Raw genomic sequence first — 14,422 nt, 5'->3', positions numbered from 1 at the left:
TCATGCAGTTTTCATGGAGGAGGGGCTTCAATGTCACACATATTCAAAAATCTTTCAGTCAAATCGATGTAGGGATGCGTCAATATTCAGATTTATAAATAGGTATTTTATTGGTCCTATATGGTTCCATCACTGTCTAGGCACTCTGAAAAAACGATTCGGTCTGAATGAATATTCTGTCACTGAGTGCCAAAAAGAAGATATGTTTCAATTCAGGCTGAGAGTCCTGTCGCAGGGAGAGGAGGCCAGTCCAGTTTCCGATCCCCCCTGACAAGGGGTAGAATGGGGAGATATCTCGCGTGAAAGGGCGCCTCATTTCCATTCGTCCGGCCTTTATTCGCAGTCTTTCGATCGCAGTGCTTGTTCTGGCAGTCCTGTTGGGCTTGTGCTGGGGACGGTATCCCCTGTCTCCTTCACGTGTGGCGGTCGTTCTCGGCAGACTGCTGCATGTGTGCGGCGGGTCTGACCCCATTGCAGATGCTGTTATCTGGCAGGTGCGCCTTCCGCGTGTTTTGGCCGGACTACTGGTTGGGAGTGCTTTGTCCTGCGGTGGGGCGACGTTTCAGGCCGTTCTGCGAAATCCGCTCGTCTCGCCGGATATTCTTGGTGTTCTGAGTGGATCAGCATTTGGGGCTGCTCTGGTGATCGTGATGGGTGGTTCGCCCGTTCTGATCCAGCTTGGGGCATTCTGTGGTGGCCTGGCAGCGGTGAGTGCCGGTCTCTCCATTTCCCGCTTGTTGCCGCAAGGCGGACTTCTGACACTGTTAATGGGCGGCTTGATTGCCAATGCAGTCTTCACCGCTCTGCTGTCCCTTGTGAAATATACGGCTGATCCGATGGATCAGTTGCCCGCTGTCGTGAACTGGCTTCTGGGCACGTTGTCCCAGACGGGCTGGACGGAACTCTCCTGGCTGACAGTGCCGGTTCTTGCTCTGGTCACGGTCCTGATTCTTTTGTCTCCGTTGCTGGATGTTCTGTCTCTGGGGGATGACGAGGCTCGAAGTCTTGGTGTGTCTGTTCAGGTCATGCGCCCGGTGATCATCCTGCTGGCAACGCTGGTCTGTGCCATGACGATTTCCATGGCGGGGATTATCGGCTGGGTTGGACTTCTGGTGCCGCATGTGGCGCGGATGCTGGCAGGGGCGGAGCATCGGAACATGATGCCGGTCTGCGCGCTTCTTGGAGCCGCAGGGCTTATTCTGGCCGATACTGTTGCCCGCTCCCTGACCTCGGGAGAAGTGCCGCTCGGGATCATGACTGAGCTTTTTGGCGCTCTGGCTTTTGTGCTGGTGCTGCGACGCCTGCGGGGAGAGGGCGTATGACGGAGGTGTTCCTGTCCTGTGAGGCTGTCACGTTGAAGCGTCTCGGACGCCCGGCTGTGCTTGACGGAATTACGCTGACGTTTCGTCGTGGAGAGCTGGTTGGACTGCTGGGCCTGAATGGGGCAGGGAAAAGTACGCTTCTGCGTATTCTGATGGGATTGCTGAAGCCGACATCCGGTACGGTTCATCTGGAGGGGCGTCTGCTGCCGTCTTTTCGTTCAACGGATGTGGCGCGGCGACTGGCGTATGTGCCGCAGGCCCATGCGGCGGTTTTTCCCTACACGGTGCGGCGGATGGTTGAGCTTGGACGTGTTCCGTATCACGGCATTGCCGGACGGTTGGGGCCAGACGATCAGCGGAAAGTCGATGCTGCGCTGGAGCGGCTGGGCCTGTGTGCCTTGGCGGATCGACCGGTGACGGAGCTGTCTGGCGGAGAACGGCAGCGCGTTGTTCTGGCACGGGCTTTGGCGCAGGAAGCCGTCGGGCTGCTGCTTGATGAGCCGATGACAGGTCTGGATTATGGTCATCAGGTCAGGTTGATGGGATTGCTGGCAGAGTTGGCGTCAGAGGGACATCTCGTTTTTCTGACATCGCATCGGCCGGAAGAGTTTTTTTCGTCTGGAAGTCGCGCGCTTGTTCTGGATGGGGGCCATATCGTTGCAGATGGTCCGCCTGAGCAGATTGTGACGGCAGAACGGATGTCCCGCCTTTACGGTGTGCCGCTGGCGCAGATCGATCATGCCGGGAAACGGTTTTTCCACCATGAGGAGAATACATGATGACACTGTCTCGACTGTTCGGGGGGCTTCTGAGCCTCTCCCTCATGGCGACAACAGCTTACGCGTCACCCCCGACACGGATTGTGGAAGGATGGTACGCGCATAATGCGACGCTCATCATGTTGGGCGCGCAGGATCATATCGTGGCAACCGTAGCCAAGCCCTCGATCATGCCCTGGATGTTTAAACTGGTGCCGTCTCTGTCAAAGGCCCAACCCCTGGAGCCCGGCAATCTGAACGGTGAAGAGCTGCTGCGTCTTGATCCGGATCTGGTGTTCGTGACGGCATCCGGGCATTCGGCTGATGCGCTTGCAAAGGTGGGGCTGCATGTCGTGCCCGAAGGGTTTGATCGTTTCGTCGGTCTTCTGGAGTGTGTGGACGGAACGGCGACCCTGCTTCAGACGCCTCTGGCCACCAAGCGGGCGCAGGCTTATCGCGTTGCATTTCTGAAAGCAGTCTCGCAGGCTGCCACCAATCCGCAAGGCCCACGTGTTCTCCATATTGAATCGCTCAAACCGCTGCGTGTGGATGGCGATCAGAGCATCATAGACCAGTGGATCCGGTCTGCGGGGGGCCGGAATGCCGCTATTGGCGTTCATGGAAACAAGCAGCCGGTCTCAATCGAGCAGATCCTGTCCTGGAATCCGGACATTATTATAGTTGGTGCCAATGCGGGTGATCCGGCGCAGCTTGCCAGTGATGGCGTGTGGTCTCAGCTTGCAGCCGTGAAGGCGGGGCGTGTCTATCGCAATCCGGCCGGAATTTTTCCATGGGACCGGTATAGCCCTGAACTGCTTCTGCAGGTCGATTGGGCGCGGCAGATTGTTCAGACCGGCCATGTGGATGAGGCCGGAATGATCACGAAAATGCAGGACTTTTACCGCCAGTTCTATGGCATTACGCTACGGGCCGCGGATGCAAAACGGATGCTTGCGGCCCTGCCGCCGGAATGAAAACGGTAAAAAACACTCAAAAAGATTGCTGATTCGATCAGAATCGTTTCAGATATTGATTCGAAACTGCAAGGAAACTCTCGGATGACCCGGACCTCCTCTTTCCCTAACAGCTCTTTCTGGAAAAAAGCATGTCTGGGTGCTGTTCTTCTGGCTGGTACAGCCTTTGGTGGGATGGCGCAGGCAGCGCCCGTGCTGATGCCGGTCCCTCAGACTGTTTCAGCGTCCAATGGCGTCAGCGCTCTTCCGGGAGGCGTTCGGATCGTCTGGGATACGCAGGCTTCTCCGCTTCTGCAGCGTGCGGCAGCCCGCTTCACGACGCGTCTTGAGGCTCTCGCCGGGCCTGCTGGGCAGGGGAAACCTTATGTGCTGCATATCAGCGCAGGGCATGATCCCGCCTATCTCACCACGTCGACCAAAGAGCATTATGCTCTGACCACGTCAGCGGATGGAGCGCATCTTGAGGCCGATGGCCCGGCGGGTGTCGTTTATGGACTGGCGACGTTCCTTCAGCTTGTTCACAAGACGTCTGATGGTGCGGTCGTAGAGCGGTTGCATATTGATGATGCTCCCCGCTTTGCATGGCGTGGTTTGCTCCTGGATGTGTCCCGTCATTTTGCGTCGGTTGAAGCCGTTAAGCGCCAGCTTGATGCCATGGAGCTTCTGAAGCTCAATGTGCTGCACTGGCATCTGAATGACGGCACCGGCTTCCGCGTGGAGAGCCATGTTTTTCCGAAGCTGACCAGTGTTGGGTCTCACGGGCAGTATTATACGCAAGCTCAGATCCGGGACGTCGTGGCATATGCTGCGGATCGTGGCATCCACATTGTTCCTGAGTTTGATGTTCCCGGTCACGCGCTGGCTGTTCTGCAAGCTTACCCCGAACTGGCAGCCCAGCCGTTGCCGGACGTCAATGCCGTGGGTGAGAACCTGAACAACCCGGCCATGGATCCGACCAACCCCAAGACGCTGAAATTCATCCGCGCGCTCTATGCAGAAATGGAGACGCTCTTCCCGGATCATTATTTCCATTCGGGCGGTGACGAAGTTCTTGGCACGCAGTGGACGAATAATCCGAAGATCGCAGCTTACATGAAGGCGCACGGCTATGCGGATGCGCCAGCGCTTCAGGCCGCATTTACGGCGCAGGTTGAGAAGATCCTGTCCAGCCAGGGACGCGTCATGATGGGCTGGGATGAGGTCAGCGAAGCGCCCATCCCAAAGAATGTTGTTGTTGAGGGGTGGCGCGGCTCCAAATGGACGGGGTCTGCCACGCAGGCTGGTCATCCGGTCGTGGTGTCTTCCGGCTATTATCTGGATTTGCTGACGCCATCGCGCACGCATTATGCGGTTGATCCGTATGACACGAAGGCGAATGGTATTACGCCATCAGAGGTGGAGGAGACGCATCCTCACATCACTCCGCTGATGGACGCTTTCCTCCAGGACCCGAACGCAGCTCCGCTGACCGATGAGCAGAAGAAGCTGGTTCTCGGTGCAGAAGGCGCCTTGTGGACGGAAATTGTTTCCGAAAACATGCTGGACGCCCGTTTATGGCCTCGGACTGCCGCTCTGGCAGAGCGGTTCTGGTCTCCTGAGAGCGTGCGGGATGTGGATGATCTGGAGCGTCGCCTGCCTGTCATCATGGGGGAGCTTCAGGCAACCGGGCTCCAGGCCACGCAGCATGAAAATGGTCTGAAAGAAGCGCTGGCTCCGGGGCATACTGGTCCGCTTTCCACTTTTCTGGAAACCGTTGTTCCGGTGCGGAACTATGCTCTGAACCGTCTGGCGTCCAAGAGTGGAGATGCCATGCTGTCGGCTCCGGTGGCGATTGCCGATCCGGATGCGTTTGAAGGCACGCGTTTCAACAACATGGTCAAGCGGTATCTGGCTGGTGAGAAAAGCCTGAAGGCACCCTTGAAAGCCATGCTGACGGCATGGTCCTCCAATGACGAAGCTTTTTCCGCCATCGCCAAGGATGTGCCCGCCCTTGAGGAAGTGACGCCTGTGTCCCATGCGGTTGCAGCGCTTTCCAATGCGGGACTGAATGTTCTGAACGGTGCTTCAGGAACGGCATGGCGTCTGGATGCGCAGCATCTTATCGCGGCGCAGGATGAGTTCTTCCATAATTCGTCGAACCACATCCTGTCCATGAAGCGTGAGCAGCCCCCGGGTGGTCTGTTGATTGCAATTCTGCCCGGGATCAAAGCGCTCGTCGAAAGCAAGAACTGACACCGTCTGGTCATGCCCTGTTGTTCTGGGGCATGACTTTTTCGTCTTGTTTGGCTTGCCTGCAACTGGATATTTTTGCGGAATTGGTGGGGAAAATTACCTCATTTACGAGCGCATGTAGCGGGCTGCCGCAATCATGTTGATGAGGGCCGCTGTCTTCTTAGCCAAACCGAATGCGTGAACATCCGGCATGGAACCATGACAGGCCTTATGACTGCCGCATATTCTGGAAAAGGGTTAGTAGCTCTTGTTCATATAAAGAACTCCTTATATGTAAATCGTTATGGAGCAGGCACTTACCATTTTTCAGGCTTTGGCAGACATGACACGTCTGCGGATTCTGGCCCTGCTGCATGAAATGGAACTGTCCATTGGGGAGGTGGCTCAGGTTCTCAGGCAAAGCCAGCCCCGCGTGTCACGGCATGTCAAAATCCTTGCTGATGCGGGGTTGATCGAGCGTCGCAAGGAAGGAAGCTGGGTGTTTCTGACGCTAGGGACGCCGGAAATCCTTGAGCCTGTTTTCATGGCGCTGGATCGTTGGACGGTGAGGGAGCCGGCAGAAATTCGGGCAGATCGCATTCGCTTGCAGGCCATTCGGGATGTTCGTGCCATTGCTGCGGAAGACTGGTTTGAAACCCATGCCGCCGAGTGGGACGCGCTGCGCTCTCTGCATGTGTCCGAGCAGGAAGTTGAAGCCGCTATTGTGAAGATGCTCTCAGCCTCTCCGATTGATCAGCTCGTGGATATCGGTACTGGGACCGGTCGTATGATGGAGTTGCTGGGAAGCGGCGCCCGAACCGTTATCGGGTTTGACCGCAGTCCGGCTATGCTGCGGCTGGCACGAACCAAGCTTGCGGAAGCCGGTCTGGAACACGCCGATCTGCGGCAGGGAGATTTCCAGGCTCTTCCCTTACCAGAGCACTCTGCGGATACCGCGATCCTGCATCAGGTTCTGCATTACGCGCAGCACCCCGCTGCTGTGATTGCAGAAGCCGCACGCATTCTGGACGTCAATGGTCGGCTGCTGATTGTCGATTTTGCCTCTCATAACCGAGAAGAACTTCGCACGCGGGACGCGCATGTTCGTCTCGGGTTCACGGATTCCCAGATGGCGGCATGGTTTCATGCCGCCGGTTTGCTCCCCGCGGAGACGGTTGCTCTTGAAGGCGAACTGACGGTCAAACTCTGGCTTGGCCAACGTAACTGATCTTAAATATTGAACTAAGGAGCTGGCGTGATGCCCGCACAGACAGGGCCTCTGCCCGCAATTTCGTTCGAGTTTTTCCCCGCAAAGTCGGAGAAGGCAGCCGCTACGCTGTTGGAGAACGCAAAAACGCTTGCTGCTTTTGGCCCGAAGTTTATGTCCGTGACGTATGGGGCAGGCGGTTCAACACGGGACCGTACATTAGCCACCCTAAAAGATATGGTTCGGGAAACTGGCGCGCCCATGGCAGGACATCTGACCTGCGTGGGAGCCTCCAGGAAAGAGGTCGATGCCGTGGCCCAGGCATACTGGGATGCTGGTGTGAAGCATATCGTGGCCCTGCGTGGTGATCCGCCGCCGTCAGCCGGGGGCGTCTATGAGCCTCATCCAGAAGGTTACGCGGGGGCTGTGGATCTGGTGCGCGGACTGAAGGAGATTGCGTCGTTCGAAATCTCCGTGGCGGCGTATCCGGAAACACATCCTGCGGCACTTAGTCCGCAGTCGGATTTGGAGCATCTGCGGGCGAAAATTGATGCTGGCGCGGACCGGGCTCTAACACAGTTTTTCTTTGAAGCGGACACATTCTTACGCTTCCGGGACCGGGCGGCTGCCGTTGGAATCGAGCAGCCGATTGTGCCGGGTATTCTCCCCGTGGGAAGTGCTGCACAGGCCTGGAAATTTGCCGAGATGTGCGGTGCAAACGTACCGAGGTGGATGCGAGATCTGTTTGATGGGCTGGATGAGACACCGCAGACGCGGGCTCTTGTGGCTGCGACCATTGCTGATCGTTTGTGTCAGACTTTGAGGGCGGAGGGTGTAGAGCAGTTCCACTTCTACACGTTGAATCATGCAGATACGGCATCCGCTCTCTGCCGCCTGCTTGGGCGTCGTCCCCTTTGAAAAAGTGGGGGCTGGATTTCCAGCCTAAACGGGGTGACAAAAGGGAATGACACGATTCCCGATCATCCTTCTCGACTACGATGGTACGCTGGCGGAAACGCAGCCGGCCATTCTTCGCAGCCTGAAAGAAGCCTTCGAGGCCAGTGGTTACGACAGTCCTGCCCCTGATACTCTCAAGGCGGAACTGTCGAAGGGCGGGACGCTTCAGACGCTTTTTCAGGCTATCGTTCCGGACAGTGAAGACGAAGATGCCGGGGCATTTGTCCGGCATTACCGTGCCAGTTATCCAAGGGCCGATCAGGAAGAAACGGTTCTGTTCGATGGGGTGAAGCCGGTTCTGGAAGCCCTGAAGGGAAAGGGCGCAACGCTTGTTGTGCTGAGTAACAAGCATGCGCCGACAGTCCATAAAAGCATTGAGCGTTTTGGCCTGTCGCGCTGGTTCAGTGGCGTTATAGGCTCAGAGCCGCAATATCCCCATAAACCTGATCCCCGCGTCATGACGGATCGGGTGCGGCCCCTGTTCCCGGAAGCGGATTCTGCTGAATTCCTGATGGTGGGGGATACGCTGGCGGATCTGACCTTCGCCCGCAATACGGGTATCGCCTCCTGCTGGGCGAGTTATGGTCATGGTGCCGCGCAGCCCTGCATTGATCTCAGACCGGATTACCGGATTGATCGCGTTGCCGATCTTCTAAACGTCGTCAGCCTGTAACGGGGAGGCTCAGCCCCTGGAAGGTTCAGCCTTGGGGGGCTGGGCCAATACTGCCGCGCTTCACGAGTTCTGTTTTGAGAATGACATTTTGACGGCCGTCCTGCTGCATCAGAAGGCGAACGGCTTCCGTGCCCTTTTGCTCATGGGGCTGGCGGATCGTGCTGAGATCTGCGGTCGCTGCGGCGGGAATGTCGTCAAAACCAAAAATGGACACATCCTGCGGAATACTCAGCCCTGCCGCGCGAATGGTCTTCATGGCGCCGATCGCGACACGATCGCTCATCGCGAGGATCGCTGTGGGGCGTTCGGGGCGGTTGATGAGAAAGCGGGCGCCTTCTGCGCCAGCCTCTTCGGAATTGATGGGAATTTCCCAAGCCGGAACAGTCTCGGGAGCAATCCCGGCTTCCTGAAGAGCAGTCAGGTATCCCTCCAGGCGCATGGCGATCGTACTGTGTGCGATGTTGGCCCGGCGTTTTGCTGTCAGGATACCAAAATAATCGTCATGAGCCGTCTTGAGAGACAGGATGCCAAAGCTGCGATGGCCAAGCTCCAGAAGCGTTTTGGCGGCTTTGTAGGCAGCATCCCGGTCATCAATGCCAACATACGGGACGCCATCAAGCCTTGGCTGATCGACGACAACCAGTGGGACATTGCGTTGCTGAGCCATCATGACGCAGCGGCTGTCGGGGGCGACGGAGTACAGGATGTATCCATCAACAGCAGCGTTGCCCAATGAAACCGGCGTATTCATGTTACGAAGGCTGCTGCCAGCGGAGATCAGTGCCAGATCGGTTTCAAGCTCGTTACAGCTTTTGGCTACGCCATTCAGAACGGTCAGGACGGCCGGGTCGGAGAAGGCGTAGGGGAGATCTTCGCTGAAAAGAAACCCGAGCGCACCCGAATGTCCTGTCGCAAGCTGCTTGGCTGCCGGATCGGGGCCTGTGTAACCCATCTCCTGTGCCGCTGCGAAAATCTTCTCACGCAGCGCGGCAGACAACTGACCGGGGCGAATATAGGCATTGGAGACTGTCGTGTGAGACACCCCGACCTGTGCTGCTACATCCTTGAGGGTAACTTTGCGGCGGCCGTGCTGACGGGTGGTTTTCATACGCTGTCCAATAATGAAAACGGATCTTTCACGCAATCCTGCGGAGTGTTGCGCTGACCCGTCAGGGCTAAGACCCTGAAAACAAATATTAGCCCGCGGAGGTCCATTCCGTCTTCACAATTACGACAGCACAATCTGGAAAGCTCATTCTTTAGGTTTGGAGGTGGTGCTGGCCTTCTTGGTGGGGGGATCGAACATGGCACGGCATTTGGGGGTAAGCTGATCCAGCTTTTTCTTCATGCAGGCCGTGATTTTGGCTTCATTCGGGATGGCAAAGGTGCAAAGCCGAATGGCATCTCCCTGACAGGCCTGTTTCTGCTCGTCGCGTGTCGCAGCGTGGGCGGACCCAAGGATCAGTCCGGCCATGCAGGTCAGTGTCATCAGGGAACGGATTGGATAGCAGGTCATGAGCCATCTCCTTTTTGATGTAAAAGCGTCCGGCGAGAGAAGGGGTTTCCGGCCTGATGATTTGTTCGTCAAGAAAATGACAGGGATACATTCAGTGACCGCAAACAGCCTTGATTCAGACGGACCGGGGCAAGGGGCGAATGATACGGGCAAATCGTGCGCCATCCTGTGATGCCGCCTGAATATTCGTTTTGCGCAGGGGTGTTGCTGCAGACGGCGCTACGGCCTGGCCGTCCTGCCGAAGGGTCATCAGGAGTATCCGGGCCCGGGCAGCGTCGGGTGTGTCGGCCATGCAGTAACTGATGGCCCGCGATTCACGCTGAGACTCAATCAGGCCGCTGCGACGTAGCGTGCCCAGGTGCTGGCTCAGTGTCGGCTGCCCGATTCCTGTCATGCTTTCGATTTCGCTGACGGCATGAGGTCCATCCAGCAAAGCAGAAAGGATCGTCAGGCGTTGAGGTTGTGCGAGGAGGCGCAGCCACTCTGCAAGATTGCGGCTTTCTTCAAGGGCAAGCAGGGTCATGGGCGAGGCTTTTTCGGTTGAAGGAACCAGCTTGGTCCGGCTTTTAGAACGGCTTCCTGTGTCTGAAGCGGGGGGGCAATGGCTGGTTCGCCTGGTTGCCACCCCTCAGGGGTCAGGATGTTTGACCGGTCGACTTCCTGCAGGGCGCAGAGAGTGCGCTGAAGCTCTGCTACCGAACGTCCGACGCTGGCGGGATAGGTCAGGATCGTGCGGATGATCCCTGTTGGATCAATGAAGAAAACTGATCGGACCGTGGCGCTGCTCTGCGCCTGCACATCCATCATGCCGTAGGCGCGGGCCACTTCCAGGGAAGGGTCTTCCACAATCGGGAAGGGAACACGCACGTTGTACTGTTCTTCAATAGCGGACACCCAAGCCAGATGTGAGGGCAGACTGTCTGCGGACAATCCGAGTAGAACACAGTCCCGTTCCCGGAAGGCAGGTTCCTGTTTGGAAAAGGTAATGAACTCGCTTGTGCAGACCGGGGTGAAGTCCGCCGGATGGGCAAATAGCAGAACCCAGCGTCCGCGCAAGGCGCTCAGAACGAATTCGCCATGCGTCGTACGAGCAGTGAAATCAGGAGCTTCATCCCCGATGCGCAGTGTAGGGAAGGGAAGGTCTTCTGTATTGAGGCCTGTCATGGTGCTGTTCCAGCTTATCCGGGTCTTGACGCAAGATAGTTAATGACTTTATTAAATCAATAATAAATTTCTTGGAAACGATAAACTCCAGAGGTGAAAACGTCATGTGCGATGCTGCCATTAAAGCTGCGACCGCCCAGATCAGACGTGTGCAGAACGGTGAGGTTCCATCTCCGGTAGTTTGCACGTTCTTTGACGAAGCCACAAACACCGCTAGTCATGTCGTTCACTGCCCAGTAACGCACCGGGCTGCAATCATCGACAGCGTGCTCGACTATGATGCCGCTGCCGGTCGCACATCCAACGGCTCTGCACAGGTGATTGTGGACTATGTTCGTCGCGAAGGGCTGACGGTGGACTGGCAGCTTGAAACCCATGCACACGCCGATCATCTGTCGGCAGCCCCATGGTTACAGGAGCAGCTTGGCGGAAAACTGGGAATTGGTGCGGACATTATTCGCGTCCAGAATGTTTTCGGCAAGATTTTCAATGCTGGAACACGCTTCGCTCGCGATGGGTCCCAGTTTGATCGACTGTTCAAGGACGGCGAGACTTTCTTGCTTGGTGAAATTCCCGTTACGGTTTTGCACGTCCCTGGCCACACCCCCGCTGATATGGCGTTTGTTATCGGAAATTCCGCTTTTGTGGGGGATACGATTTTCATGCCAGATTTCGGGACTGCTCGTGCGGATTTTCCGGGGGGCGATGCCCGTCAGCTTTTCCAGTCCATTCGTCGTTTGTTGTCTTTGCCGCCAGAGACGCGCCTTTTTCTCTGTCATGACTACAAAGCGCCCGGCCGCGAAGATTATGCATGGCTGACGACGGTTGCCCTCGAACGTGAGTGCAATATCCACGTTCATGATGGCATCAGTGAAGACGAGTTCGTGTCCATGCGTACGACGCGAGATGCCACACTGGCGATGCCAAAACTGCTGATGCCGTCCGTACAGGTCAACATGCGTGGCGGGCATATGCCCGAGCCGGAAGCAGACGGCATCAGCTACATCAAAATTCCCGTCAACCGCCTCTGAGCGGACCCTGTTTTTCCAGTTTCACTGTCACCGGAGAGGTCGCCATGCCGACAAACCATATCACGGAACGCTATGCTGTTTCCCCTCAGGTCGCGCCGCAGGACGTTGCTGTTCTGAAAAGTGAGGGCTTTCGCAGTATCATCTGTTTCCGTCCGGATGGTGAAGCCCCGGACCAGCCGGAAGCCAATCTGGTCGCTGAATCTGCAAAAGCGGCGGATATGGCGTTTGTCACCATTCCGATTAAGGCAGGGACTGTGCCTGATGACTCGCAGATTCAGGCAACCCGTGCAGCTTTGACATCCCTGCCAACGCCAATCGTGGGGTATTGTCGCTCTGGCACCCGTGCTGCCCAGATATGGGCTCTGGCAGAGGCTGGTTCTCGTCCGGCCAGTGACATTCTTGCAGATGCCGCGCGTGCCGGGATCGATCTGGGTGGTTTAAAGTCCCGCCTTGAAGCTGTGCCAGCGCCTTCCATGCCGTCGCGCGAGGGGGCACGTCATTTTCAGGTACTGATAATTGGCGGTGGAGCAGGTGGTTTATCTGTTGCGGCAAGCCTGCTTAAGCGCGATTCCGCTCTTGCTCTAGGGATTGTGGAGCCTTCCGAAGAGCATTTTTATCAGCCAGGCTGGACGCTGGTGGGTGGCGGTGTCTTCAAGGCTGCGCAGACGCGTCGCCATGAACAGGATCTGATTCCGAAGGGCGCGGTCTGGCTAAAGAATGCGGTAGAACTTTTCCGTCCGGAAGCGCGTGAGGTGGTTCTGAAGGACGGGACGGTTCTGTCTTATGATGCCTTGATCGTTGCAACCGGCATTTCCCTGAACTGGGATGCAATTCCCGGCCTTACAGAAACGCTGGGCAAGAACGGTGTCACGTCGAACTACCGCTATGATCTGGCGCCATACACCTGGCAACTCGTGGAGCAACTGAAGGGCGGCAAGGCTATCTTTACGCAGCCTCCGATGCCGATCAAATGTGCTGGTGCACCGCAGAAAGCCATGTATCTGGCCTGTGACGCGTGGCGTCGGCGGGGTGTTCTGAAAAGCATTTCGGTCGATTTCAATACAGCAACGCCAGCCCTGTTCGGTGTAAAGGAATTCGTTCCCGCACTGATGAACTATGTGCGTGACTACGATATTGCTTTGCACCTTGGATCCAAGCTGGTCGAAGTAAATGGGCCGGAGCGCATTGCAGTGTTCGAGCGCAAGACGGAAACAGGTGTTGATCGCGTGGAATGTGCGTTCGACATGCTGCATGTCGTCCCGCCACAGGTTTCCCCGAAAGTCGTGCGTGAAAGCGCCATCGCGGGCTCAGACGGGTTCGTGGAGGTCAATCCCGAAACATTGCAGCATGTCCGTTATCCACAGGTCTTTGCCCTTGGAGACGTGATCGGTACGTCCTGTGCCAAGACGGCGGCGGCTGTGCGTGTTCAGGCTCCTGTTGTGGCAACAAACGTACTGGCTTTCCTGAAGCGCAAGGATCCGGTTTCAGGATATGATGGGTATGGCGCGTGCCCGTTGACGGTGGAGAACGGCAAAATCGTGTTGGCTGAGTTCTCCTATGGGGGCAAGCTCGCTCCGACGATGCCCAAATGGCTGCTCAACGGTCAGAAGGCGACCCGTCTGGCCTGGTGGCTAAAGAAATACGTTATGCCCGCGCTGTACTGGAAGGGAATGCTCAAGGGGCATGAGCTTTTTGTCGCTCCCAAGCCCTTGAAATCTGGTAAGAAATGATCGTTAGCCAGAGCAATGCATATCGCGATTGAACTGTTCTGTGGCGTTATTATCGGCTTCACGCTGGGGTTGATTGGCGGGGGTGGGTCCATCCTCGCTGTGCCTCTGATGGTTTATGTGGTGGGGGTAAAAAATCCCCATGTCGCTATCGGAACCAGCGCTTTGGCGGTGGCTGTCAACGCGTTGGCCGGGCTGGTCAGTCATGCGCGGCAAAGAACAGTCAAATGGCGGTGTGCGGCTGTTTTTGCGCCGTTTGGCGTAGTCGGTGCTCTGGTTGGCGCTGCTCTGGGAAAAGAGGTGGATGGCCAGAAGCTGCTTCTGTGCTTTGCCATCCTGATGATTGTCGTGGGTGTCCTGATGCTCCGGGGGCGCCGCAATCCGGGAATTGCAGGGGCTGCCTGCAACCGCGACAATATGCCCAAAGTCATGGCCAGTGGTCTTGGGACAGGTCTTCTTTCCGGCTTTTTCGGTATTGGAGGTGGGTTCCTGATCGTTCCGTCTCTGGTTGCCTGTACAAGAATGCCTATTCTGAACGCGATTGGAACATCTCTGGTCGCCGTTGCTGCCTTCGGAGCCAGTACGGCTCTGAGCTATATGCTGTCAGGCTATGTTGACTGGGTTATGGGTGCGCTCTTTGTGATCGGAGGCGTTGTAGGCAGTACACTTGGAACGTCTGCGGCACGTCGTCTGGCCGAGGCGGGCAGTACCTTAACCACGTTCTTTGCAGGCGTTATCTTTGTCGTTGCGGCCTATATGATCTGGCGGAGTCTTGCAGCTCTTTGACGTGCTTCAAAGAGCGGTTTTGATGTTTGGCTGACCCGGAGCCTGTGCGACTGCATCGGACAGGCTTTTTTGCGCAAACATCTCAGGAATATGAAT

The 14,422-nt window shown here is 56.7% G+C and carries 14 protein-coding genes; 10 read left to right on the top strand and 4 right to left on the bottom strand.

Going from position 1 to position 14,422, the window contains the following annotated elements; all coding sequences use genetic code 11:
• The first annotated feature begins 299 nt into the window (after nt 1–299).
• The 7 genes from AC3B6F_RS04400 (at nt 300) to AC3B6F_RS04370 (ending at nt 8,102) form a co-directional block, all read left to right on the top strand.
• A complete protein-coding gene (locus AC3B6F_RS04400; RefSeq protein ID WP_489823504.1) occupies nt 300–1,322 on the top strand; it encodes a FecCD family ABC transporter permease in 1,023 nt (340 codons plus the stop codon).
• Nucleotides 1,319–2,101 (top strand): ABC transporter ATP-binding protein, encoded by a 783-nt coding sequence (locus AC3B6F_RS04395; RefSeq protein WP_489823503.1) that lies wholly within the window; start codon nt 1,319–1,321, stop codon nt 2,099–2,101. The genes AC3B6F_RS04400 and AC3B6F_RS04395 overlap by 4 nt, the downstream gene beginning before the upstream one ends.
• A complete protein-coding gene (locus AC3B6F_RS04390) occupies nt 2,098–3,054 on the top strand; it encodes an ABC transporter substrate-binding protein (RefSeq protein ID WP_489823502.1) in 957 nt (318 codons plus the stop codon). The genes AC3B6F_RS04395 and AC3B6F_RS04390 overlap by 4 nt, the downstream gene beginning before the upstream one ends.
• Before the next feature lie 84 nt (nt 3,055–3,138).
• Nucleotides 3,139–5,286 (top strand): beta-N-acetylhexosaminidase, encoded by a 2,148-nt coding sequence (locus AC3B6F_RS04385; protein ID WP_489823501.1) that lies wholly within the window; start codon nt 3,139–3,141, stop codon nt 5,284–5,286.
• A 283-nt stretch (nt 5,287–5,569) separates the two neighbouring features.
• Nucleotides 5,570–6,493, top strand: coding sequence for an ArsR/SmtB family transcription factor (locus tag AC3B6F_RS04380; RefSeq protein WP_489823500.1), 924 nt, complete (start codon nt 5,570–5,572; stop codon nt 6,491–6,493).
• Between the two features lie 30 nt (nt 6,494–6,523).
• Nucleotides 6,524–7,390 carry a methylenetetrahydrofolate reductase [NAD(P)H] gene (gene metF / locus AC3B6F_RS04375; RefSeq protein WP_489823499.1) on the top strand — a complete coding sequence of 289 codons (867 nt, stop codon included), beginning with the start codon at nt 6,524–6,526 and terminating at the stop codon, nt 7,388–7,390.
• A 46-nt stretch (nt 7,391–7,436) separates the two neighbouring features.
• The gene (locus AC3B6F_RS04370) at nt 7,437–8,102 is read left to right on the top strand and encodes an HAD family hydrolase (protein WP_211567713.1); all 666 of its coding nucleotides are present in this window, start codon (nt 7,437–7,439) and stop codon (nt 8,100–8,102) included.
• 25 nt (nt 8,103–8,127) lie between these two features.
• Here AC3B6F_RS04370 and AC3B6F_RS04365 read toward each other — a convergent pair whose 3' ends face one another.
• The 4 genes from AC3B6F_RS04365 to AC3B6F_RS04350 all read right to left on the bottom strand — a co-directional run bounded on the left by AC3B6F_RS04365 (nt 8,128) and on the right by AC3B6F_RS04350 (nt 10,782).
• Nucleotides 8,128–9,210, bottom strand: a complete 1,083-nt coding sequence (locus AC3B6F_RS04365) for a LacI family DNA-binding transcriptional regulator (protein WP_034880995.1) — start codon at nt 9,208–9,210, stop codon at nt 8,128–8,130.
• Nucleotides 9,211–9,354: 144 nt separating this feature from the next.
• Entirely contained in the window at nt 9,355–9,618 is a 264-nt protein-coding gene (locus AC3B6F_RS04360; protein ID WP_489823498.1) for a hypothetical protein, read from the bottom strand.
• Nucleotides 9,619–9,733: 115 nt separating this feature from the next.
• The gene (locus AC3B6F_RS04355; protein WP_211567709.1) at nt 9,734–10,141 is read right to left on the bottom strand and encodes an ArsR/SmtB family transcription factor; all 408 of its coding nucleotides are present in this window, start codon (nt 10,139–10,141) and stop codon (nt 9,734–9,736) included.
• Complete coding sequence (locus tag AC3B6F_RS04350; RefSeq protein WP_023944745.1) at nt 10,138–10,782, bottom strand: peroxiredoxin; 645 nt, start codon at nt 10,780–10,782, stop codon at nt 10,138–10,140. The genes AC3B6F_RS04355 and AC3B6F_RS04350 overlap by 4 nt, the downstream gene beginning before the upstream one ends.
• A 104-nt stretch (nt 10,783–10,886) precedes the next feature.
• Between AC3B6F_RS04350 and AC3B6F_RS04345 the strand changes: the two genes are divergently transcribed.
• Genes AC3B6F_RS04345 through AC3B6F_RS04335 form a run of 3 tightly spaced genes read left to right on the top strand, consistent with a single transcriptional unit; the run spans nt 10,887 to nt 14,326 of the window.
• Nucleotides 10,887–11,813, top strand: a complete 927-nt coding sequence (locus tag AC3B6F_RS04345; RefSeq protein WP_489823497.1) for an MBL fold metallo-hydrolase — start codon at nt 10,887–10,889, stop codon at nt 11,811–11,813.
• A gap of 44 nt (nt 11,814–11,857) precedes the next feature.
• Nucleotides 11,858–13,543 carry a bifunctional protein tyrosine phosphatase family protein/NAD(P)/FAD-dependent oxidoreductase gene (locus AC3B6F_RS04340; protein WP_489823496.1) on the top strand — a complete coding sequence of 562 codons (1,686 nt, stop codon included), beginning with the start codon at nt 11,858–11,860 and terminating at the stop codon, nt 13,541–13,543.
• Between the two features lie 15 nt (nt 13,544–13,558).
• Nucleotides 13,559–14,326 carry a sulfite exporter TauE/SafE family protein gene (locus tag AC3B6F_RS04335; protein ID WP_489823495.1) on the top strand — a complete coding sequence of 256 codons (768 nt, stop codon included), beginning with the start codon at nt 13,559–13,561 and terminating at the stop codon, nt 14,324–14,326.
• Nucleotides 14,327–14,422 lie beyond the last annotated feature (96 nt).

It is taken from the genome of Gluconobacter sp. ESL1110, assembly GCF_058107395.1.
The sequence above is the reverse complement of the archived record's forward strand: the minus strand, read 5'-3'. Positions and strand labels throughout refer to the sequence as shown.

What these genes read in the sequence shown, in the direction of transcription:
- AC3B6F_RS04385 (WP_489823501.1), top strand. Translation starts at nt 3,139, where the DNA reads ATGACCCGGACCTCCTCTTTCCCTAACAGCTCTTTCTGGAAAAAAGCA.
- AC3B6F_RS04360 (WP_489823498.1), bottom strand. Translation starts at nt 9,618, where the DNA reads ATGACCTGCTATCCAATCCGTTCCCTGATGACACTGACCTGCATGGCC.
- AC3B6F_RS04345 (WP_489823497.1), top strand. Translation starts at nt 10,887, where the DNA reads ATGTGCGATGCTGCCATTAAAGCTGCGACCGCCCAGATCAGACGTGTG.
- AC3B6F_RS04350 (WP_023944745.1), bottom strand. Translation starts at nt 10,782, where the DNA reads ATGACAGGCCTCAATACAGAAGACCTTCCCTTCCCTACACTGCGCATC.
- AC3B6F_RS04335 (WP_489823495.1), top strand. Translation starts at nt 13,559, where the DNA reads ATGCATATCGCGATTGAACTGTTCTGTGGCGTTATTATCGGCTTCACG.
- AC3B6F_RS04365 (WP_034880995.1), bottom strand. Translation starts at nt 9,210, where the DNA reads ATGAAAACCACCCGTCAGCACGGCCGCCGCAAAGTTACCCTCAAGGAT.
- AC3B6F_RS04355 (WP_211567709.1), bottom strand. Translation starts at nt 10,141, where the DNA reads ATGACCCTGCTTGCCCTTGAAGAAAGCCGCAATCTTGCAGAGTGGCTG.
- AC3B6F_RS04380 (WP_489823500.1), top strand. Translation starts at nt 5,570, where the DNA reads ATGGAGCAGGCACTTACCATTTTTCAGGCTTTGGCAGACATGACACGT.
- AC3B6F_RS04390 (WP_489823502.1), top strand. Translation starts at nt 2,098, where the DNA reads ATGATGACACTGTCTCGACTGTTCGGGGGGCTTCTGAGCCTCTCCCTC.
- metF (WP_489823499.1), top strand. Translation starts at nt 6,524, where the DNA reads ATGCCCGCACAGACAGGGCCTCTGCCCGCAATTTCGTTCGAGTTTTTC.
- AC3B6F_RS04370 (WP_211567713.1), top strand. Translation starts at nt 7,437, where the DNA reads ATGACACGATTCCCGATCATCCTTCTCGACTACGATGGTACGCTGGCG.
- AC3B6F_RS04395 (WP_489823503.1), top strand. Translation starts at nt 1,319, where the DNA reads ATGACGGAGGTGTTCCTGTCCTGTGAGGCTGTCACGTTGAAGCGTCTC.
- AC3B6F_RS04340 (WP_489823496.1), top strand. Translation starts at nt 11,858, where the DNA reads ATGCCGACAAACCATATCACGGAACGCTATGCTGTTTCCCCTCAGGTC.